The sequence below is a fragment of the Halomonas sp. TP35 genome (assembly GCF_052375975.1).
Classification (GTDB): Bacteria; Pseudomonadota; Gammaproteobacteria; order Pseudomonadales; family Halomonadaceae; genus Vreelandella; species Vreelandella citrativorans.
This window is the reverse complement of record NZ_JBQSUZ010000003.1, coordinates 1-20,710: the sequence shown is the minus strand read 5'-3', so window position 1 is coordinate 20,710 and position 20,710 is coordinate 1. Positions and strand designations below refer to the sequence as shown.

Annotated in this window: 20 protein-coding genes and 2 pseudogenes; 18 read left to right on the top strand and 4 right to left on the bottom strand. The window is 54.5% G+C overall.

What is annotated here, in order from left to right; genetic code table 11:
* The first annotated feature begins 147 nt into the window (after nucleotides 1-147).
* From ACT3RU_RS05375 to ACT3RU_RS05320, 12 genes and pseudogenes are all read left to right on the top strand, one after another.
* Entirely contained in the window at nucleotides 148-351 is a 204-nt protein-coding gene (locus ACT3RU_RS05375; RefSeq protein ID WP_263974282.1) for an exopolysaccharide biosynthesis protein, read from the top strand.
* Nucleotides 338-535 (top strand): exopolysaccharide biosynthesis protein, encoded by a 198-nt coding sequence (locus tag ACT3RU_RS05370; protein WP_412767831.1) that lies wholly within the window; start codon nucleotides 338-340, stop codon nucleotides 533-535. The genes ACT3RU_RS05375 and ACT3RU_RS05370 overlap by 14 nt, the downstream gene beginning before the upstream one ends.
* Nucleotides 508-708: an exopolysaccharide biosynthesis protein gene (locus ACT3RU_RS05365; protein ID WP_412767833.1), complete on the top strand. Its 201-nt coding sequence runs from the start codon at nucleotides 508-510 to the stop codon at nucleotides 706-708. Before ACT3RU_RS05370 ends, ACT3RU_RS05365 begins: the two co-directional genes overlap by 28 nt.
* 117 nt (nucleotides 709-825) lie before the next feature.
* Nucleotides 826-1,591, top strand: a pseudogene (locus ACT3RU_RS05360) (AraC family transcriptional regulator).
* A 155-nt stretch (nucleotides 1,592-1,746) separates the two neighbouring features.
* Entirely contained in the window at nucleotides 1,747-2,103 is a 357-nt protein-coding gene (locus ACT3RU_RS05355) for a RidA family protein (protein ID WP_192527124.1), read from the top strand.
* Nucleotide 2,104: 1 nt separating this feature from the next.
* Nucleotides 2,105-3,049: a bifunctional Delta(1)-pyrroline-2-carboxylate/Delta(1)-piperideine-2-carboxylate reductase gene (locus ACT3RU_RS05350; protein WP_192527123.1), complete on the top strand. Its 945-nt coding sequence runs from the start codon at nucleotides 2,105-2,107 to the stop codon at nucleotides 3,047-3,049.
* 101 nt (nucleotides 3,050-3,150) lie between these two features.
* Complete coding sequence (gene dctP, locus ACT3RU_RS05345) at nucleotides 3,151-4,224, top strand: TRAP transporter substrate-binding protein DctP (RefSeq protein ID WP_192527122.1); 1,074 nt, start codon at nucleotides 3,151-3,153, stop codon at nucleotides 4,222-4,224.
* A gap of 56 nt (nucleotides 4,225-4,280) precedes the next feature.
* On the top strand, nucleotides 4,281-4,826 hold the full coding sequence (locus ACT3RU_RS05340) for a TRAP transporter small permease (RefSeq protein ID WP_192527121.1): 546 nt from the start codon (nucleotides 4,281-4,283) through the stop codon (nucleotides 4,824-4,826).
* Nucleotides 4,823-6,097, top strand: coding sequence for a TRAP transporter large permease (locus tag ACT3RU_RS05335; RefSeq protein ID WP_483392563.1), 1,275 nt, complete (start codon nucleotides 4,823-4,825; stop codon nucleotides 6,095-6,097). The genes ACT3RU_RS05340 and ACT3RU_RS05335 overlap by 4 nt, the downstream gene beginning before the upstream one ends.
* A gap of 27 nt (nucleotides 6,098-6,124) precedes the next feature.
* Nucleotides 6,125-7,156 (top strand): histone deacetylase family protein, encoded by a 1,032-nt coding sequence (locus tag ACT3RU_RS05330; protein WP_192527119.1) that lies wholly within the window; start codon nucleotides 6,125-6,127, stop codon nucleotides 7,154-7,156.
* A complete protein-coding gene (locus ACT3RU_RS05325) occupies nucleotides 7,153-8,268 on the top strand; it encodes a class II histone deacetylase (protein WP_192527118.1) in 1,116 nt (371 codons plus the stop codon). The genes ACT3RU_RS05330 and ACT3RU_RS05325 overlap by 4 nt, the downstream gene beginning before the upstream one ends.
* A complete protein-coding gene (locus ACT3RU_RS05320; protein WP_192527117.1) occupies nucleotides 8,252-9,208 on the top strand; it encodes a branched-chain amino acid transaminase in 957 nt (318 codons plus the stop codon). Before ACT3RU_RS05325 ends, ACT3RU_RS05320 begins: the two co-directional genes overlap by 17 nt.
* A 28-nt stretch (nucleotides 9,209-9,236) precedes the next feature.
* On the opposite strand, the gene ACT3RU_RS05315 is transcribed toward ACT3RU_RS05320, so the two are convergent.
* The 4 genes from ACT3RU_RS05315 to ACT3RU_RS05300 are packed head-to-tail and all read right to left on the bottom strand — an operon-like array spanning nucleotide 9,237 to nucleotide 11,261.
* A complete protein-coding gene (locus ACT3RU_RS05315; RefSeq protein WP_192527116.1) occupies nucleotides 9,237-10,346 on the bottom strand; it encodes a pyridoxal phosphate-dependent aminotransferase in 1,110 nt (369 codons plus the stop codon).
* A 31-nt stretch (nucleotides 10,347-10,377) separates the two neighbouring features.
* Nucleotides 10,378-10,536 carry a hypothetical protein gene (locus ACT3RU_RS05310; protein WP_192527115.1) on the bottom strand — a complete coding sequence of 53 codons (159 nt, stop codon included), beginning with the start codon at nucleotides 10,534-10,536 and terminating at the stop codon, nucleotides 10,378-10,380.
* Nucleotides 10,537-10,588: 52 nt separating this feature from the next.
* Nucleotides 10,589-10,894 (bottom strand): helix-turn-helix domain-containing protein, encoded by a 306-nt coding sequence (locus tag ACT3RU_RS05305; RefSeq protein WP_192527114.1) that lies wholly within the window; start codon nucleotides 10,892-10,894, stop codon nucleotides 10,589-10,591.
* Nucleotides 10,887-11,261, bottom strand: a complete 375-nt coding sequence (locus ACT3RU_RS05300) for a type II toxin-antitoxin system RelE/ParE family toxin (RefSeq protein WP_192527113.1) — start codon at nucleotides 11,259-11,261, stop codon at nucleotides 10,887-10,889. Before ACT3RU_RS05300 ends, ACT3RU_RS05305 begins: the two co-directional genes overlap by 8 nt.
* Nucleotides 11,262-11,396: 135 nt before the next feature.
* Here ACT3RU_RS05300 and ACT3RU_RS05295 point away from each other — a divergent pair, with 135 nt between their 5' ends.
* The 6 genes and pseudogenes from ACT3RU_RS05295 to ACT3RU_RS05270 all read left to right on the top strand — a co-directional run.
* Entirely contained in the window at nucleotides 11,397-15,062 is a 3,666-nt protein-coding gene (locus tag ACT3RU_RS05295; protein ID WP_192527112.1) for an ATP-binding protein, read from the top strand.
* Nucleotides 15,059-15,688 carry a hypothetical protein gene (locus ACT3RU_RS05290; protein ID WP_192527111.1) on the top strand — a complete coding sequence of 210 codons (630 nt, stop codon included), beginning with the start codon at nucleotides 15,059-15,061 and terminating at the stop codon, nucleotides 15,686-15,688. Before ACT3RU_RS05295 ends, ACT3RU_RS05290 begins: the two co-directional genes overlap by 4 nt.
* Entirely contained in the window at nucleotides 15,685-16,926 is a 1,242-nt protein-coding gene (locus tag ACT3RU_RS05285) for a hypothetical protein (protein ID WP_412767830.1), read from the top strand. Before ACT3RU_RS05290 ends, ACT3RU_RS05285 begins: the two co-directional genes overlap by 4 nt.
* Nucleotides 16,923-17,792, top strand: a complete 870-nt coding sequence (locus ACT3RU_RS05280) for a DUF7281 domain-containing protein (protein WP_192527110.1) — start codon at nucleotides 16,923-16,925, stop codon at nucleotides 17,790-17,792. The genes ACT3RU_RS05285 and ACT3RU_RS05280 overlap by 4 nt, the downstream gene beginning before the upstream one ends.
* Nucleotides 17,793-18,280: 488 nt before the next feature.
* A complete protein-coding gene (locus ACT3RU_RS05275) occupies nucleotides 18,281-20,140 on the top strand; it encodes a retron Ec67 family RNA-directed DNA polymerase/endonuclease (protein ID WP_483392562.1) in 1,860 nt (619 codons plus the stop codon).
* Between the two features lie 352 nt (nucleotides 20,141-20,492).
* Nucleotides 20,493-20,710 (top strand): annotated as a pseudogene (locus ACT3RU_RS05270) (hypothetical protein); the annotation flags it as partial.

Sequence of the window (20,710 nt, the reverse complement as noted above, 5' to 3'; positions counted from 1 at the left end):
CCCCATATTTGCCTCATATTTGAATATACCGATCTGCACTACACTCGACAGTGACAGCGCCGTTGTTGTAGACGGCTATTTCATGCCATGGATACAGGTGCTTCATTTATTGCCTGAAAGGCTTTATAGCAAGCAGGGAGCTCAATAATGGCCGAGCACACGACGCGGGCACTCGGCGAGGTTCTGAATCACCTTGAACACTCGGTGCACGGGCAAAAAGTAACGATCGGGTCGCTTGTCGACGAGCTTGGCGCACACTCCTTTGCGTCATTGATGCTCATGTTTGCCCTCATTTCGACGTCTCCCGCAAGCTCGATTCCGGTGGGGCTCTGCCATTGTGGCCATCATTGAGTTTATTCTCGTGTCACAGATAATTCTGGGGCGGGATTGCCTCTGGCTGCTAGGCTTCATTTCACGTAAAGCGCTATCCACCCATAAACTCTGTAAAGGGATTAACTGGCTGCGCAAACCGGTGCACTTTGTTGAGCGTTTTCTCAAGCCGCATACCTGCCGCTCGCCGTTATCCTGGCCGTAACGCCCTTCATGCCGTTTATGGAAGTCATCCCCACGTCGGGTTCAATAGCATCTGCGGCTATCGCCTGCTTCGCGGCCGGGCTCTTAACCAGAGACGGGTTGCTTGCCATGGTCTCTATCCTGTTTTTGGCCGCGGTGCCTTTTGTGATCTGGTATGTAGGGTTCAGTGGGTAGGTAAAGATGGCTTCAATGAACCCGTGCGTTCGCTCGGCGCTATCTTTGCTGGCTCGCTTTTCCGCTAAGGGTCGTTTTATAGTGCAAAGATAGATTCCAATAAGAAAGGCGATTGCCATGACACGTTTTGAGCTGCAAAGCCGAAACTTGGCATCTGAACATGTGGCTCACTCGCATGACTTTCATCAGCTGATTTTGGCAACCAGCGGGGTGACAGAGCTTGCCATGGAAGGACAGGGGGAGCGTGTTACCGCCCGCCGTGGCTGTTTAATTCCCTCTTCACGGCATCATGAGTATGAAGGCGATGGCAGTAACCGTACCCTGGTGCTGGATATTCCGGTTGCCCAGTTAGCCAGCCTGGAAAAGGGCGATGACATCGAGCGGCTATTTGATAAGCCACGTTTTTTTACCATCCCTCCGGCGTTAAATCAGCTTACCCATGCGCTAGCGAATCAGCTTGAGCAGTGCCCCGGGCTACAAAACGAAATCGCCATTTTGCTACTGCGTGCGCTGACCATGTATTTGCAGGATGAACCCGCCTCAGCCGTTGCCCAGTTGGGCACGCGGTGTGTGAGTGAGCGACTTGACCTGGAGCGCCTTGACGCTTGGCTGGACCAGCATCTAGCCGATGATATTCGGGTAGAACAGCTGGCCGCTCTGTGTGCGCTGAGCCCCGGGCATTTTCATGCCTGCTTTCGCGAGCTGACCGGGATAACGCCCTTGGCCTACGTGCAACAGCGGCGTTTGGAACATGCCCGCACCCTGGCGCGGCACAGCGTTGAGCCTGGGCCACATTGCAATGCTGGTGGGTTTTCGGGATCAAGGCAGTTTTTCGCGCGCTTATCGCCGCCACTTTGGCATTGCCCCTTCTTCAGACCGCTAGGCTTTTCTCCTCTTTTTCACTTCTTTTTTGCCACTTGTTTATCCCGCCTTGAGACTTACCTGATTTACGGGCAAAACTGTCGGAGTTTGGGGCAAGCGAGTTGCCTAGCGACATCGTAGTCTCAAATGGAACCTATTATTTTCTGGAGAAACTCTATGAGCGTTACCTATCAAGACAGCAATGCGCGTATGAGCCAAGTGGCTATTCATAACGGTACGGTGTACTTGGCAGGCCAAGTGCCGGGCGATGCTAGCGCCGATATGCGTGGTCAAACCGAACAGGTGCTAACGCGTATCGACCAGCTGCTGGAGCAGGCGGGCACTTCCAAACAGCACCTTATTTCAGCGCAAGTCTGGGTCACCAGCATGGCCGAATTTGACCAAATGAACGCAGCCTGGGATGCCTGGATTGTGCCTGGACGCCCACCCGTGCGTGCTGCACTTGAGGCAAAGCTTGCCAAACCTGAATGGAAAGTCGAAATCATGGTGGTCGCCGCGCTGCCGGAGGCTTGATATGCGGATTGTTTCTGCTGAAGAGGTGGCTTGCCACCTCTCTTGGGAAGGGCTGATTAGTCGGCTGCATGCAACGTTTGTAAATGGCGTTGAGTCACCGCCGCGCCATCATCACGCCATGCACCGGCCCGACGGCGAAGCCACCATGCTACTGATGCCCGCCTGGGAAGCTACCGGCTATATTGGCGTCAAAATGGTCAATGTATTTCCGCAAAACGCAGACCATGGCGTACCGGCGATTTCAGGACTTTACCTGCTCAGCGAAGGAAAACACGGCCAGCCGCTTGCATGTATTGATGGCAGCGAACTCACGCGGCGACGTACGGCGGCTGCTTCCGCATTAGCGGCTCGGGCGTTAGCCAAGGAGTCTGCCGAAACGCTGCTGGTGGTGGGCACGGGCAAGCTAGCGTCCATGGTGATTGAAGCTCATGCCAGCGTTAGGCCCATTAAGCGGGTGATGGTCTGGGGGCGTAACGCCAGTAAGGCCGCGGCGATCGCCCAGGCGTACGCCACGCGCTTTACTACTGAAGTGGTCGACGATTTGGCCGTGGCCGTAGCGCAAGCCGATATCGTCAGCTGCGTGACGCTTTCAACCCAGCCGCTGATTAAAGGCGAATGGTTAATGCCCGGCACGCACTTGGATTTGATTGGCGCATTTCGACCACAAATGCGCGAAACCGATGCCGAATGCCTACGCCGTGCGGCAGTGTTTGTGGATACCTACGCAGGCGCCCAGGGCGAAGCGGGCGATATTCTTCAGGCGATTGATGAAGGGGCGTTCCTTTTTGCGGATATTCAGGCTGAGTTAGCCGAAGTGCTCTCTGGTGCTAAGCCTGGCCGAAGCGCCGATGACACCGTCACGCTGTTTAAATCGGTTGGCGCATCGCTTGAAGACCTGGCCGCCGCTATTGAGGTATGGGAGTCGCTGCCTGACCAGGATGAATAAGCCGACATTGTGAGAATAACTACAACCCTGCTGTCGCTACGAAAATGACCTAAGACGTCACTCATAACGAAGACCAACCAATAATCAAAACGAGGTGTGTTATGAACGCTAAACAATCTTTCCTCTTTGCTGCTATGGCAGCACTTCCATTAGCGATTGCCAGTGCCAACGTGCAAGCGCAGTCGTATGAAATGGTGATCGCCACGCAACTGCCGGAGGATATGAGTAACAACGAAATTTATCCGGCGCTGGTGCACTTCAAAAACCTTGTGGAAGCGCGTACCGACGGCGATTTGGAAGTCACCATTTTCGGCGGTGGGCAGTTGGGTTCTGAAGTGGAAAATGGCTCTGAAGTGCAGGCTGGCCGCACGCTTCAGTCGACCATTATGTCAGCCGGGGCCATGTCCTCTTTTTATGGTGATTATCAAGTGGTCACCGCCCCGTTTTTGTTTACCAGCTGGCGGCAGGCATGGACCTTCTTTGACAGCGAATGGTTTGCCGACTTTATGTCCGGCACCGTCGAAGAAGCCAATATGCGCTACTTGGGCACTTTTGATGACGGCGGCGGCTTCGTCGCGTTTACCAACAATGTCCATTTGATCGAGACGCTTGAGGATCTGGAAGGGCTTAATATTCGCACCGAAGAGAACCCCGCCCACGTGGCGATCATGCGCTCACTGGGCGCTTCCGCCACGCCTTTGCCTTGGGGCGAGCTGATTACCGCGCTGGAAACCGGGCTGGCCGACGGCCAGTTCAATGCGCCTGTGCTCAATACCACCTTCAACTTCGATGCCGTGACGGACTACACCACGCTCACCGGGCATGTGTATAACAGCGCGCCCTGGATGGTCAGTGAATCCTGGTATCAGACGCTGCCGGAAAGTCACCAACAGGCGCTGATAAGCTCTGCCCGCGAAGCGATTCAGCTAAGTCACGGGATGTCGGGTGCCTTGGCGACGGCCAGCTGGGTGGAATCCTGTGAGCGCTTTGAAGACTGCTACTTGATGCCCGATGCCGAACGTGAGCGTATGGCCGAGATTGCCCGCCCGGCTTGGCAGACGTGGATTGTTGATGACTTCGGCATGGATGGCGCTCGCGTGCAGGGGCTGCTTGATGAAGTCGAGCAGGTTGGTCAGCAGTTAGCGAACGACGACATGCGTATTTATGGTCAATAACGGTTAGCGACGGATAAACGCTGGGGAGTGGGCATGCCCCAGCGTGAGGAATCATTATGGGCGTTTTATACCCGTTGCGCCGCCTAAGCGATAGCGTCAATCAGGTGGCGATCGTACTGAGTATTGGCTGCATCCTTGCCATGCTGGGCATCTCTTTTACCGCGTTTCTTTATAAGCTATTTACCGGCAGTACGCTGAGCTGGACATACTCGCTGGCGCGGCTGTTTTTGCCGTGGATAGGCTTTCTCTCGATGACCATTTCGCTGCGCTATGGCGAACACGTGGCAATGACGCTGCTGGTGCGTAGTTTGCCCAAAATCATGGTGCAGATTGCGGCTGGCCTTTGTCTGGCCGTCATCGGCCTGTTTGCATTGATGTTGATCTGGTATGGCTGGGGCTACTTCACCAACGCGACCCAAGTATACATGGTCTCCGATCAAATTCGCATTCCCAGTAAGTTCACCGCCGTAGTGGTGCCTATCAGCGGCGTCATTATGTTGCTTCATCTGGTACACGGCTTTGCCTTGCTGGAGCACTTTATAGATGAGCGCGACATGATTGATGAGCTCATTGAAACCAATGACGGGGAGAGCCGCTCATGACCCCTGCAATTTTAGTCTTCGTACTGCTGTTGTTTATTGGGGCGCCGGTGGCAGTGGTCATGGCGATGTCGGGCTTGGCGGGTGGCTTTGCGCTGGGTGGCGAGCGCATGCTGGGGATTATCGCGGACCGTATGTTCTCCGGCGTTTCCGGCTTTCTACTGATTGCCGTGCCGTACTTTATCTTTACCGCTGAGCTGATGAACCAGGGCGGACTCACCCATAAGCTGATCGCGTTTAACAATGCGCTGTTTGGTCGGGTGCGTGGGTCGCTTTCCCACGTCAATATTTCGGTCTCGGTATTTTTTGCCGGCCTCACGGGCGCGGCAGTGACCGATACCGTCGCCATCGGCAAAATCATGATCCCCGAGATGAAAAAACAAGGCTATGACGCCGAGTATGCCGCCGCAGTTACCGCCTGCTCATCAATTATCGGGCCGATCATTCCGCCTAGTGTGGTCATGGTGGTTTACGCCACGCTGCTGCGCGATATATCGGTGATCGACCTGTTTGCGGGCGGCATTATCCCCGGCCTGCTGATGGCGTTGGCGCTACTTGGAGTGAGCTTTTTCCTGGCTTGGAAACGCGGCTATCCCAAACAGGCGCCCACGCCCTTTAAGGCAGCAATGGTGGCGCTGTTGGTTGCGCTACCGGCGATGGTGGTGCCGCTAATTATTCTGGGCGGCATTCTTTCGGGGCTCACCACGATTACCGAGGCCTCCGGCTTTGCGGCGGTGTATGCCATCGTGATTGGCGTGGTGTTCTACCGCAATCTTACCTGGCGCAAGATAGGGGACGCCCTGGTGACCACGGTACGCTTCTCCGGCGTGGTGTTTTTCCTGCTCGCTACCTCGGCCGTACTGGGCTGGTTCGTTACCCGCTCAGGGATTGCCCGAGACGCTGCCAGCATGATTACCACCTTTAGCGATGTGGCCTTTGTGCAGCTAATGCTGGTCTGCCTGCTACTCTTGTTGATTGGCACGGTGATGGATGTGCTGCCCGCGCTGGTCGTGATTGCCCCGGTGTTAGTACCCGCCATGATGCAGCTGGGTTTTGATCCACTGCACTTCGCGATTCTAATGATCGTGGTACTCAATATCTCCAACGTAACACCGCCGGTAGGTATGACGCTGATGACCGCCGCGCGAATAGCCGAAGTACCTTATGAGCGGGCTATCGTGGCATCGCTGCCGTTTTACGTGTCGTTTATTGTGGTGATCGTGCTGCTTGCCGCTTTCCCAGTGCTATCTACCTGGATTCCTTCTTTACTCTAACGGGCTGCCAAGGATTGTGAACGCATTATGAAATGTTTTTACCACCCCGATCAGGCCTACCACGCACCGCCGACTTTCCTGCTGCGCGGCCAGCCTGCGCCTTCACCAGAAGGCCCGGTGCGTGCCGAGCTGCTTACCCAGGGCCTGGCAAGCGCAGGGCTTACGCTGGGCGAGCCTTTAACTGCCGATTCCCCCACGCTGCGTAAGCGCCTGGAGCAGATCCATACGCCGCGCTATCTGCATTTCCTCGACACTATCTATGCGCGTTGGCAGGAACTCCCCAATGCCGCAGAATTCGTCGCCCCTAATGTTCATCCTTGCGGCGGCGGCCATCACTATCCACGCCATCCACTTGGCCAAGCCGGGTGGCACCTGCACGATATGGCCTGCCCGATAGGCGCGACCAGCTTTCGTGGGGCGCTGGCCTCGGCGGCCACCGCTGAAGCTGCAGCAGAAGCGGTGCTGAACGGTTCGCCCAATGCCTATGCGCTGTGTCGCCCGCCGGGCCATCATGCGGGGCCGGAGCGCGCAGGCGGTTTTTGCCTGTTAAATAATGCTGGGCTTGCTGCCACCGTACTGCGCGAGCGCTATGCCAAGGTGGCCATCATTGATGTGGATCTCCATCACGGAAACGGAACTCAAGATATTTTTTACGCAAGAAGCGATGTGTGGACCGGTTCGCTACACGCTGACCCCAGCGACTTCTACCCGTTTTTCTGGGGCGGTGCCGATGAAGAGGGGGAGAGCGGTGGCCTGGACGCCAACGTTAACCTGCCCCTGCCGGTGGGTAGCGATGGAGAGGTGTATTTAGACGCTCTCGCGGTCTTGATTGATCACCTGCAACGCTATGCGCCCGAAGCCGTGGTCGTCGCGCTAGGTTTGGATGCCCATAAGGACGATCCGCTAGCGGGGTTGAGTGTGAAAACCGAAGCGTTTATCGACGTGGGCAAGCACTTGGCAGCGCTGGCGCTGCCCACGGTGATTATTCAGGAAGGAGGCTATCCGACCGAGCACCTTAGCGCCAACTTGGCTGCCTTTATGCAGGGCTTTGCACCATGAGCACAACGGGATTTTACTGGCACGAGCGCTGCTTTTGGCATGACCAGGGCGCGATAGGGGTGTTTTCTGCCCCCAATGAGTTCTTGCAGCCCCAAGCCGCCTCGGAAAGCCCCGAAAGCAAGCGGCGGCTTAAAAACATACTGGAAGTTAGCGGCCTGATCGACGAACTCCGAGTGGTCAAACCGCCGGCGGCCAGCGTTGATAACCTGCTGCGTTTTCACACCCCGCGCTATTTAGAGGCGCTACAAAAAGGCGACCGGGCGCAGGGCGGTAACGGCGGCGACTGCGCCCCATTCATGCCGGGTAGTTGGGCCGCCGCCCAGCACTCGGCTGGGCTGGCTATCGCAGCGGTAGAAGCCGTGGCGCTGGGGCAGGTCAACAATGCTTATGCCCTGTGTCGTCCGCCAGGACATCACGCGGAAGCGGACCAGGGCCGCGGGTTCTGCCTGTTAGGCAACATCCCTGTCGCGGTCATGTGCGCACGTGCCTTGGGTCAGACGAAGCGGGTGGCAATTCTCGACTGGGATGTTCACCACGGCAATGGCCAGCAGGCAGCATTTTACGCCGAGCCTGATGTGTTGACTGTCTCGGTGCACCAAGCGGCCAATTACCCGCTGGAAACAGGGCACTTTGCGGAGCAGGGTGAGGGGGCCGGTTTGGGTGCCAACCTTAACCTGCCACTGCCTCCCGGCTGTGGCCTCGGGGCTTATGAGTACGCGATGGAAAGGCTTATTTTGCCAGTGCTCGAAGCCTTCGCGCCGGATTTGATCGTAGTGGCCTGTGGCTATGACGCCTGTGCCAAAGATCCGCTGGGCAAGATGCTCCTCAACAGTGCCGCCTTCGCCCGCATGACGGCTCAGCTTAAAGCGCTGGCCGAGCGCTGCTGCGCAGGCAAGCTCGCCTTTGTGCACGAAGGCGGCTACTCAGAAGGCTACGTTCCATTATGTGGCCACGCCGTTATCCAAATCCTAGCGGGCAGCGCGCTTGGCGTACCCGATCCGCAGAATGATGAAATCGCTGCTTGGGGCTATCAGGCCTTGCAGCCGCACCAGCAGGTTCTGATCGATGGCTGGCGCCAACAATGGGAGAACGGGCATGACACCGCTTTATGATCGCGACGGTTGGATTTGGCAGGACGGTGAATGGCGCGAATGGCGCGAGGCCAAGGTGCACCTGTTTACCCATACCTTGCATTACGGCATGGGTTGTTTTGAAGGTGTGCGCGCCTACGCTGGCGCTACCGGTACACATCTTTTTCGGGTGGCAGAACACACGCGCCGCTTGGCGGAAAGCGCCCATGCGCTGGACGTCCCGCTGCCGTTTAACGAAGCGGAAATAATCACCGCCCAGCGCGAGTGCCTGCGTAAAAACGGCCTGAGCAATGCCTACTTGAAACCCACTGTGTTTCTAGGCGCAGAAGGCTTGGGGCTACGCGCCCAAGGGCTGACGACCCATGTGATGGTGGCCGCTTGGGATTTGGGGCCGTATATCTCACCCCAGGCCGCTACCCACGGGCTGCGCGCGCTAACGTCTTCCTGGGCACGCCATCATGTGAATATCAGCCTGTGTCGCGCCAAGACCAGTGGCCACTACGTCAACTCGATGCTGGCGCTCAACACCGCCGTTAAAGCCGGTTTTGATGAAACCATCATGCTCGACCCCGAGGGCTATGTGGCCGAAGCCTCGGCGGCTAATGTCTTTCTGCTACGCGATGGTGTGCTGCACACGCCCGAGGTGACCTCGTGCCTGCAGGGGATTACCCGGGATAGCGTGATTCAGCTAGCGCAACAGGTGCTGGGTATTGAGGTGCGTGAGCGCAGAATTACTCGCGATGAGCTGTATACCGCCGATGAGGCTTTTTTAACCGGCACCGCCGCGGAAATACTCCCGCTTCGAGAACTTGATGGACGCCGGATAGGCGTTCGCGCAGGCGCACCGCCCGCCAGCGAACCGATTAGCCACGACAGCGTCACAGGCAGGCTACAGCGCCTCTATCGCCAAGCGGTATGGGGCGAGCTAGAGGATTTCAGGCACTGGTTGTCCCCGGCTTAAGCCGGGGTTATAGATAAGTCTAAGCAGTTCAGACGTGCGCTTTAATAGCCTGCTCAAGCGTTGCCAGCCGGCCCGGCACCAGGGCATCCGCTACGGCGGTAATGCGTATCACGTTGGCGAGCGCCGGGTGCGCTAGGCGAGCGACCAGCACACCTTCTGAAAGCAGCTGCTGATGTACGTGGGCGGCCAGTTCCTCACTGGGCAGGCGAATGCCGATAAAGTTGGTGGCACTCGGCAGTACATCGGCCCCTAAAGCACGAAAGTACTCGGCCAACTGCTCTCGGCGGGCTTTTACATCCGCCACGTGCTGGCGCACTTCTTCAGGATGGTCGAGTACTACTTCGGCGGCGGCCAGCGTCAGTGCGGAAACCGCGTAGTGAATACGCACCTTCATCATCATGGCCAGTACGTCAGGCTCTGCAATGGCGTAGCCAATGCGCAGCCCCGCTAAGCCGTGGGCTTTGGAAAGTGTACGCAGGCGAATCACGCCGGGCAGCGCTTTAGCCGAAAACTCGCTTCCCGCATCATCACGAAAATCGCCATACGCTTCATCCAGCAGTAGCCAGCAGGTATCCGGCAGCGCCTCGCGCAGTTTGATAATAGCGCTGTCGCTGTGCAGGTGGCCGCTGGGGTTATCCGGGTTGGCCAGGTAAACGAGGCGGGCGTTTTCCTGTTGCGCGGCGGCGACCAGCGCTTCCAGGTCCGGCGCCAACACGCCGGGCGCTTCATGGTAGCCAGGTTCAACCAAGCGGCAGCCTTGGCCTTTCGCAAAGTAGCCAAACGTGGGATAGGTGCCCGCCGTGCACACCACCGTAGCGCCGGGTTCGCAGGTAGTGCGTAATGCCAGCGCAATCAGGCTATCGGCACCCGCATCAACCAACAGATGATCAAAAGGCGTGCCCAACTGAGTGCTTAACCGGGTACGCACACCAAACGCCTCGGCGTCTCCATAGCCGTAAGCGTGCGCCGCCAGCGCATCACCAAAGTGCTCGCGCAGCGCCTGGTGAGGCATGTCCAGCCCTTCGTTGGAACCCAACTGGTGGGGGATCGCTCGGCCCAGGCGGCGTTCAAGTACTTTTATTCCCGGAAAGGGATTAACCGGGCCTTCGCCGGTAAGGTGCTCGGGGTAGCGGGGCATAGAAAGTCCTAAAACTGTGTCAATGATTAACTTAAAACGCTTCTTGAAGTACTTTACCGCGATTCAATAGATCAAGCGGATCCTGGGCTTGCTTAAGTATAGGCATTAGCTTGATCTCTAACGCGCTTTCTAGCGCTTCGCTGAACGGGTTGGCGTTGTGCTTGGTGTCGCTGGAAGGGCTGGCAGCCAACGAGGTGCGTTTTTTTTGAGGGGTTATTAAGCAGAGTAGAAGGCACTAACGGCTAAGCCAGTATTTCTAATCCTTTTTCAGCCACCAGGTTCAGCAGCTTTAGCGAGGAGCCATTGGGTTTCTTTTGGCCTTGCTCCCATTTCTGAACCGTTGAAACACTGGTATTCAGGTACGCCGCAAAAACGCCTTGGCTGGCGTGGTTTTTTGTGCGAATTCGCTTGATCTGTAGCGCTGTGTACTCTTTTACTGGGGGCAGGCAAAGCGCATCGAACTCGCGCAGTGTTATTTCTTTCATTACACCCGCCGCGTGCAGGTCTTGAGCTGTTTCATGCACCATGTCCAGGATTGATTTATCCATCGTTTTCTACCTCAATTAACACGCCATGATTAATGGCTTCTACTAAAGCTTCGTCACTGTAAGCCAGCAGTTCTTTTGCCAAATATTTCAATGCGTTTAGTTCATTGGCGCTGATGTTGACGCGAGCATTTTTGGCAAAGCCATAAACAAAAAACGCTTTATTACTGACTTTGTAAGCTAACAGGGTTCTGACCCCGCCGCTTTTACCTCGACCACCCACCGCCACGCGCTTTTTCACCACATGAGCACCCAGGTTGGCATCAATCATGCCGCGTTCCATTTCTTCAACGGCGGCTAACAAGGCAGCATCACCCAGCCCTTCCTTTGCTGCCCATTTAGTGAATACTTTGTTCTTAAATACTCGCATTTGATACCTTTACTGTCACCTTTTATTTGTAGTACTAAGTGCTATGGTAGGCCAGCTTTTTTTAGACGCGTAGCTGCTATGGCTCGCGTCTGGCAAGATAGTCGTTTTCGAAACCCTATCGATCAAGGACACGGCATGGCCCACCTGCTACGTATCGTGATGATTCACGGCCACCTTGAAGGCGTGGTTGAACTCAGTGTGGACGGCCACACCAATATTTGCGGTACTAACGCTTCGGGTAAAACCACGCTTCAGCGCTTGGTACCGGTGTTTTACGGCGAGCTGCCCAATAAGGTAGTGCCCAAAACGCGCATGAAGTTTGATGCGTTTTATCTGCCGCATCGCAACAGCTACCTGGTGTATGAATACCGCCGTGAGGCGGGCAACATCTGCCAGGCAGTGTTGACCCGAAAAGCTGAAGGCGGGGTAGAGTACCGCTTTGTGGGCGGGCCTTATCAGCCGGAAGATTATTTGGTGGAGAGCGAGGCGGGCGTGACCGCACTCGACTACAGCCAGTGGGCCAGCGGCCTGCGCCGCAGCGGTACGCCGGTGTCGTCCAAGCTTGGCGCGACCTCTGAATTTCGCTCGGTGATCCAGAACGACTTTACCCAACTGCACGGCAATAGTCGTGATGGCCTCAAGCTGCGCCAGATCGCCGCGCAGTTCAGCCTGGTCAAACCCGAGCGGCGCATTCGCCATATTGAAAAGCTGGTGTCGGCGGTGCATGCCAAAGAGGGCAAGATGGATACCCTCAAAACCATGCTGGCAGCGATTTTCGAAGAGGATGGCGTTGAACTGCCGGTCACGCGGATTCGTAACACCAAGGCGCGTGAATGGATTGCCCAGATGCGCCAATCGATGCGCCTGGAGCCCCTGCAGGCATCGCTTGCCCGGCTTGCCGGGATTGATCGCGAGCTTGCCCATTTGGATGCCACCCTCTGGCAGCTTAAGCCCCAGCTTGAAGATGACCGCCAGCAGGCTGAGCGGCGCATGGCCGATGTGGACGCCGAGCTTGCACGCCATCAACGCGATTTCCAGCAGCGGGAAAGCGACTACGCCCAGGCGCGGGATGAGCTTAACGACCGCCATAGCGAAGTGGTCAGCGATTTACAGCAGACCCAGCGCCGCCTTAATGATCTGCAAACCCAGTACGAGCACTATTTCGAGGCGGATATGCCCGCTCTTGAGCGCGATATCAATGCGCTGCCTCAGTGGCGCGAGCAGCGCGACCAGCTGCGCGCCCACCTGAACGTGATGCAGGATGCGGTAAAAGAGAGCCAGGCGCGGCTTGATGGACGCCTGCGTGAGCTTTCCGAGGCGCTGGCCCGCCAGACCGGTGAAGCCCAGGAATTGATCGACGCCCTGGTCGAAGAGAAAGCCCTGCGCCGTGAACAGCAGTGGGAAGCCGAGCAGCAGCTAAGCGAGCGCTATCAACAGGAGCGCCAACGCCTGGAAGGCGAGTATCAGGCCCAGCTTGAATTGGGCGTTGAGCAGCTGGCCGAGCTAAAAGCCCAGCTCTCGCTTTCGACACAAACCGCCGAAGAAGCCAACGAGGCGGAGCTTGCCCAGGCGCGACTGGATCAGGCCCAGCAAGAGCGTAATGCATCGGCCGCGACGCTAGATGGCCTGCGCCGCGAGTTTGAAAGCTGCCGCCGCGCCAGGGACGATGCCGAGCAGCAGTTGGTTCAGCTGCGTCAGCACCTTGAGCGCGCCGAGCAGCGCAGCTACGCGCTTTACCAGCAGCGTGACCCTGAACAGGGCAGCCTGCGCCATTTTCTGCGCTACCATCGCCCCGGCTGGGAGCAGCAGTTAGGTAAAGTGATTGCGCCCGAGCTTTTGGAACGGCGCGATCTAGCACCTCAACTAGCCGACGGCGGCAGCGACGACCTGTTTGGGCTGGCGCTGGATCTCTCGGCCATTGCCTTGCCCGATTACGCCCAGGACGAAGCCACGCTGCTTGCCGCCATTGAAGAAGCGGATAGTGCCAAACGGCGCGCGCAGGCAGAGTGCCAAACGGCCGAGAAAGCGCTTAAACAGCATAACGAGAGCGTCCAACAGGCCGATGAAGCTCAAGATCAGGGCCGTATGGCCCATAAGCGTGCCGAGCAGGAAGTTGAGTTTGCCCTTGAAGCGCGCCGCCAGCAGCAAGAACGCCACGCCAAGCATCAACAGGAGCGCCGCGCCACTCATCAAGCCACGTTAGCCCGCCAGGAGCAGGCACAAGCTGAGCTGCGTGAAGAGAAGCAGCAAGCCCTAACAACGCTGGGTGAAACCCATCAAAGCCAGTTGTTAGAGTTAAAAGCCGATGGCCAAAGCCAGGTGGATAGCCTGGAAGCCCAGCTGCGCCAGTACAAGCAGCAGCTGAGCGATGCCAACACCGAGCACCAACGCCAGCGGGCGGAGCTGGAAGAGGCCTTTAGCCAGGAGCTGGCCGAGCAGGGCGTCGACCCGGCAAAGCTAAAAGACACCAAGGCGCGGCTGGTAAGCCAGGAGGAACGCATCCGCGTCACCGCCGCGCGTCAGGATGAACTTACCGAATACACCCGCTTTATGCGCGTGGAGTGGGGGCAGCACAAGCCGCAGTTGGTCGCCCAGGAAGCCGAGCTGGAGCAAACCGAGCAGCAACTTCAGCGCGATAAAGAGCGTTTGAAAAATGATTTTCAGGCCGCGCGCAAAACTCACCAAAGCACCGTCAGCACGCTTAAAACGAAGCGAGAGAGTGAACACGCCAGCCTGGAAGCCTTAAAGCCACTGCTGACACAGTTGGAAGGCCTCGCCATTGAACCCGACGGCCAGGCCGCTTCTGCGCCGCTGGGCGATGTGGACGAGCGCATTGAGCGCGCCCGCCAGGCATTGGGCAATCGCCATCAGTTAATCGAACAGCTGCGCCGTGGCTGCCTGGATGTGGAAAGCCAACTGATCAAGGACGCCAGCAGCGGCTTTGCCGAAGCGCTGGAGAGCGAGCGCAGCAAGCTGCAAAGCGACAACCCGCGCCTCCAACTGCCGCTACTGCGCGACATGCTCAAACTGCTTGAAGACCAACAGCAGCAGTTGATTCAGGAAGGCCGCAACCTGAGCGACGACCTGGATAAATTCTTTACCGTATTCCGCGATTTGAACCGCCGCATCAGCGCCCAGAGCCGCCGGCTTTCTGAAGAAGTCGCCGACGACCTGCGCCTGGAAGGCATCACCAAGGCCGAAGTGCGTATTCAGTCCACCATCGACGAGCTGGGCTTCTGGGAGCCGCTGAAGCTGTTCGCTCAGCGCTATAAAGAGTGGCGCGAATCCGGCCAGACGCTACCCAGCGACGATTACCTGAACACCCTCGCCGACGTGGTCGATTTACTGCGCAGCGACCAGCAGTACAGCTTTGAAAGCCTGCTGCGCTTGGAGCTTCACTTGAACGAAGGCGGCACAGACCTGGTGATTAAAAACGACCGCCAGCTGCTGGAGTCCTCCAGCCACGGCATGGCCTACCTGATTCTGTGTAAATTCCTGCTCGCGTTTACTCGCCTGCTGCGTGGTGACGCAGAAATCGCCATCCACTGGCCCATCGATGAGATCGGCACCTTGGCCTATCACAACGTCGAAAAGCTGTTTGAGGCCTGTGACAGCAACCGCATTCATATTGTCGGCGCGTTCCCCAATCCCGAATCGGATGTACTGCTGCTGTTCGCCAATCGCTATTTGATTGACCGCGATAACGCTAACGCCAATAAACGGGTGTTAAAACGCATTGAACCGCGCCTGAGCCGCCTGGCCGAGCGGCTCCAGGAACGTCAGCAGGAGGTGACGGTATGATCGAACATGGCCCACTGCTTGAGCGATTACTCGCCGGGGAATTTGTCTGCCCGGTCAGCGATGAAAGCGGCTATCGTCACTTGAGCAACGCAGAAACCCGCGAGGAGATCGACACCTACCTGCGGCCGCTTAACCGGCGGCTGGCCAGCAACGAAGACGGCAGCGTCTATTTTCTGGCCTGGCGCCAACTGAATGACAGCGCCCGGGATCAGCTCTCACGCCAGCTTGGCGATACGCTCAACAGCCTACTGCCGCTGCTGGAGTGGCTACAGCTGGTTCAAGAAGCGCTGGGCCGCGATACTCTGGCCGCCCCCGGCGATGTACTCAAACCGGCCGAATTCAGCGCCAAGTGTGAAGACAACCAAAGCCTGCGCGAGCGCCTGGAACGCCTGGCTACCGACAGCTTTTTTGGCTCACAAAGTGACCAGTTGGATGCCCAGGTAAAGCAGGTTTTCAAGCGCCTGAAAGAGCACGGCTACCTGATTCAGCCGCACTCAGAGCGTCAGGTATTTGTGATCACCGGCAAGATCGATTACCTGGTCGACCTGGTGCGCTTTATTCGGGATGAAGAGAACCTGCCGATTGATGCCGAAGGAGAAGAAGGCACGCAGGAGGCTCTGTTGTGAATAAGAGCGTGAATGAGCTGGAGAGCCGCCTGCTCAAAACCGGCGCTGAGCGCTTGGCGTTGCTGGGCAAGCATTCTGAAGCGCTGATGCAGGCCTACACCCGCGATGAAGTGCCGCTGGAATCACTCAGCGATAGCGCGCTGCGCAAGATGCTGGCGGCGCGTATTCTGTGGCGCCCGGACGAGCAGAGCGGCGTGAAGCTGTCGCCCAAGGTGCGCGAACTGATCGCGGAAATGCTCGCCGATGAAACCCGCCGCCATGTGAACGCCGACGTGGCGGAAACCCTGGAGCTGATTCGTGCGCTGGTACACAGCTACCGCGAGGCGCGCAGTCGGGGCGAGCACTGGCGGCTGGAGCAACAGCTGATGCGCCTGCGCCAGGAAGTCGACGACCTGAACGGGCGCTTTGCTGATGCCATCGACAGCTTATGGCAGCGGCTGAATAGCGATTTTGGCTTCGTCAGCCAGCTTAACGATAAAATTCGCGAAAACGACCGCGCCCAGAAACAGATCGCAAGGCTTCTGGACGGCCTGGCGCTGATTAACTTTGACGAGTTGATAGAGCTGGTAGGCAGCGACGGCAGCCTGCGCAAGCTATTGATCAGCCAGCTACAGCAGCAGTTAAGCCACCACTACACCGGCCTACGCGAAGTGCAGCGGCGCTTGATCGAGCTGATGGCGCGCTTTCGTAAGCAGCAGGCGCGCAGCCGCCTGATTAGCGGCATGGCCGCGTTTATGCGCGAGCACCCAGGCTTTGTACCCGGCAACTACGCCCGGCGCAGCGAAGTGCCCGCGCTGGTCAACCAGGCCGCCCCACTAAACGCAGCAGCCGCCCCGGCGCTTGACCGTAACTTGGAGTGCCAGGTACTCGCCGACCTGCTCCACCAACTTCCCCAGCCGCGCCACACCCCGCAAACGGTCGAAGCAGCGGCACCCGCCCAAGCCCAGGAGAGCAGCCTGGCCGCCGCCCGCCAACAGGCGCTAAAGCAGGATGTCGAACACTTTTATTTAAGCGTGATCGACCAGCCCCAGGCAGCGCCGGTCAGTGCCCTTGATTACTTGCACCAAAGCCCGCTCGAATGGCCGGATGAAATCTGGCTGTTCCAAGTGATCGCCGAGTACCAGGGCCTGCCGCGCAACGACCAGCGCGCGTTTCGCCTTAAACAGCAGGAGAGCCAGGCGAGTGCCTTCAATCACCTGCGCCTGATCCACGACGTTGAACTGCAGTTGGCCGTATGAGTTATTCACTTTCTCCGTCAGCCTATCGACTATTACAGGGTGTCTCTAAGGAGTTGCTTAAAAAACCTTGTGTCTCCCGGCAGCCGAGCCAAGCGTTAACAACGGTGCTTGACTGGTCTGACATGCACGAAGTGGCTTTGGGGGCTGCGCGGCGCGGTGATAAACACGTTTTTGATCAACAGCAGCTGACAAATATTAACCGAACATTGAAAGAGTTAGGGCAAAGGTTGGTGGAGGACTACTTAAGCGGAGCAAGCAGCTTGCAGCAGGCTGAGCAGGGTTATAATGAAGACAAAAATGTAAGCGAAGGCCCGCGCGCGCAGCGGGTATTGGTAAGCCTTCCCGCCAGTGTGCCCGCTTGGTTATCGGTTAAACCGCGTTCAATGCATGATGTTGATTGGCATGAAATTCGCCTTGAGGTTTGCGATGTGCTGATTCAAGTAGAGAATCTGGGTAGCTTCTATGAATTTTCGCCGGATATTGCAGCGCTAAGCGGCTACGTAAACCCGCTAATCGTCTACCGTGGCGACAGCCACTACGGCGGCGGCTTTGCGCAACTGGCCGAGGCCTGGCGCAAAACCCAACGGCCGCATATTTATGCCGGTGACTTCGACGTCAAAGGCGTCATGCTCGCACTCGACAGTAACGCCACCCACTTACTCCTACCCGGCATCGAATGGCTCACCCAACACGCCACGCCGCTGCATGTGCCTGCTGAACAGTTTCCTTACCAGCGCAGACTTCGCAAGCACCTTGCCACGCTGCCATCCGCTCATCCATTGCGCGACTACCTAACGTTGTTGCTGGAAAAGCAGCGGGGGCTAAAGCAGCAGTGGTTTGGTGGAGAAATGGTTTGTGTGGGGTAGGGCTAGAAGTCGTCTTGTTGGTGCTGCTACTCAAACCAGTGTCTTTGCTTTACTTTGGTCGAATTAATGGGTGGGAGTCAGAATAGGTAACTAATAAAGTTAAATAAATACGCCTTCATATGCTTTTATCACTGCAAGGTACGCTTGAGCTGAATGTAATTACAGCTTTAGTTGATATTCAACCTAGAGAAGACTGGCAAAAATTCGACTTACATAAAAAATAACAATTTGATTAAAAAAATATTGAGATCAGAAGGAGAGCAGTAGAGAAAAAATTTTATAATACATTGAAAATAAAATCGTCGCTTGATAAAGTTGGATTCGGCTTATGGGCAGATTTTGGGTCGCGTATCGCGATCAGTGAAAAGAATGTCCGGCAGGAATGCATCTTTAGAGTGTTACACTTGACGCTAGGTTGACCTTACATGCGTAGGGGTGCCCATAAGCCATTCCCTCTCTTTGTGAATTGACTTAGTAGCCAGTTTTTTATGAACAAATTAAGCAAGCTTAAAGCTGTAACGACTAAACAAGAGCTTGCCGAATTGCTCGGGGTTAAAGCCTCTTTTCTCACTTATGTGCTATACATATTAAGACCAGAGAATCAGTATGTTCAGTTTTCTATCCCCAAAAAGAACGGTGGGAAACGAGAAATAAATGCACCAATTGAAAAACTAAAAAGCCTTCAATCAAGCCTCTCGAATCTTTTGTTGGATTGTATTGATGAAATTAATAAAGTTAAGTTTCCACGTTCAGAGGTAAACAAAAATAGGGATAAAAGTTCTAAAGCTAATAATCACGAAATACTTAAGATTAAGGTGCCTAATGCTGATATAAAACAGCAGTCGCTTTCTCATGGCTTTGTTCGTAATCGTTCGATTATTACTAATGCTATGATGCATTTAGGTCAGAAGAATGTATTGAATATAGATTTGAAAGATTTTTTTGATAGCTTTAACTTTGGTCGGGTTAGAGGTTTTTTCATTAAAAATAAAAATTTTAAATTAGACTCACATATTGCCACCGTTATTGCTCAGATTGCTTGCTATGATAACAAATTGCCCCAAGGTGGTCCTTGTTCTCCAGTCATAACAAATTTGATTACTCACGCATTAGATATTCGATTAGCTGCGCTGGCTGAAAAGTACTCATGCATTTATACTCGATATGCAGATGACCTTACTTTTTCTACTCGTGAGAAGGTTTTTCCGGAAAAAATTGCGAGATTGGATAACGGAAAATATGCTGCTGGAAAGAAGCTTAAAAGTGAAATTTCACGTTCCGGTTTTTCTATTAATGATAAAAAAACAAGAGTTCAATTTAAAGATTCTAGACAAGATGTAACAGGCCTTGTTGTTAACCGGAAGCCCAACGTGAAAAAAGAGTATTGGCGAACAGCTAAATCACAATGCCATAGTCTTTTTCGAACCGGTAGTTTTACAAAGATAGTTTCAGATGTCGTTGTAGAAGGAAATATTAACGAGCTTGAAGGCCAGCTTAATTTTATTGACCAAGTCGATAGCTATAATAGGTTAAGGCAAAAAGCGCCGCTGAATTATGTTTACCAATTTGCTAAGCATGGCCACAATACTTTACCGCTTTTGAGTGACCGAGAGAGAACATTTAGTCGCTTTTTATACTATCGCTTGTTTTATGGTAACGCTAAGCCAACAATTCTTTGTGAAGGTAAGACGGATAATGTATATCTTAAAACTGCGATAAAAAGGCTAGTGAGCGCTTACCCAAAGCTGGCAAAAACAAGAGTCAATTCTGAAACTAAAAAACCAAGTTATGATCTTCTAGTGCGTTTTTTAGAGTATTCCAAACGTACGAGATTTTTATTGCAGCTTTTCGGTGGTACATCATATCTGAGTTATTTTATTAGCAAGTTTGAAGCTCAATATGCATTTTATAAAGCCCCAAAGCCACAGCATCCTGTCTTGATTGTTCTGGATAATGATTCAGGCTTTTACAAGGAAATTGAAAATAAGTTAAAGAAAATAGAAACGCCAACCGTCTACCCAGTTTCATTGAAAAAGCATGATTTTCGTAAAGCTGATTTTATTCATGTGATGCACAATTTATATATAGTGTTAACGCCATTGAGCGCAACAGGTAAAGATACGATGATTGAAGATCTTTTTGATGACACTGCCAGAGGTGTAGTAGTGTCAGGTAAGACATTTAATCCTAAAGACGGAAGAGATAATGCAAAGGAATACGGGAAGGAGGTTTTTGCTAAAAAAGTTATACAAGATCAGAGAAATAAAATTAATTTTGATGGTCTAAAGCCTCTTTTAGACCGTATGGTTAAAGCTATTGAACATTACGATTCTATTAAGAATTCTTGAGTGGAATGGTTGTTTTTAGGGCTAAGAGTTTATTTTTTTAAGATGGTTGTGTATGTTTTTTGTGATAATGAACACGTTATTAAAAGCAAATTTCAGCTTTATTTATCCTGGTCATCGTTAATAGATATAGCAAAATATGGTTGCAGAACAAATTGCTCGCTGCGATCAGAATTTTGCGAATATTATTTAGCTATAAGTCGTGTAAGTCAAACTCGTAGGATGTAGATCAGTTTCATCTGTATTAATGTATGCCTTATTATGATTGTAAGGGAACTACTGCTACTATTTAACTAGCTGAAAGTCCATTGGCTTAGTCTTAAAACTAATGCATAAGAGAAAGCATGGACGCGACATGAATCTACTCTTCCTAGGCACCTCAGCCGGTGTACCCACCAAAAGCAGAAAAGCAGAAAAGCAGAAAAGCAGAAAAGCAGAAAAGCAGAAAAGCAGAAACGTCGCCGGGGTCGTTTTGCGAGAGAGCAAGGGCAAGGGCTGGTACCTGATCGATTGTGGTGAGGGCACTCAGCATCAAGTCTTGCACACGAAGCTGTCTTTTCATTCGCTGAAGGC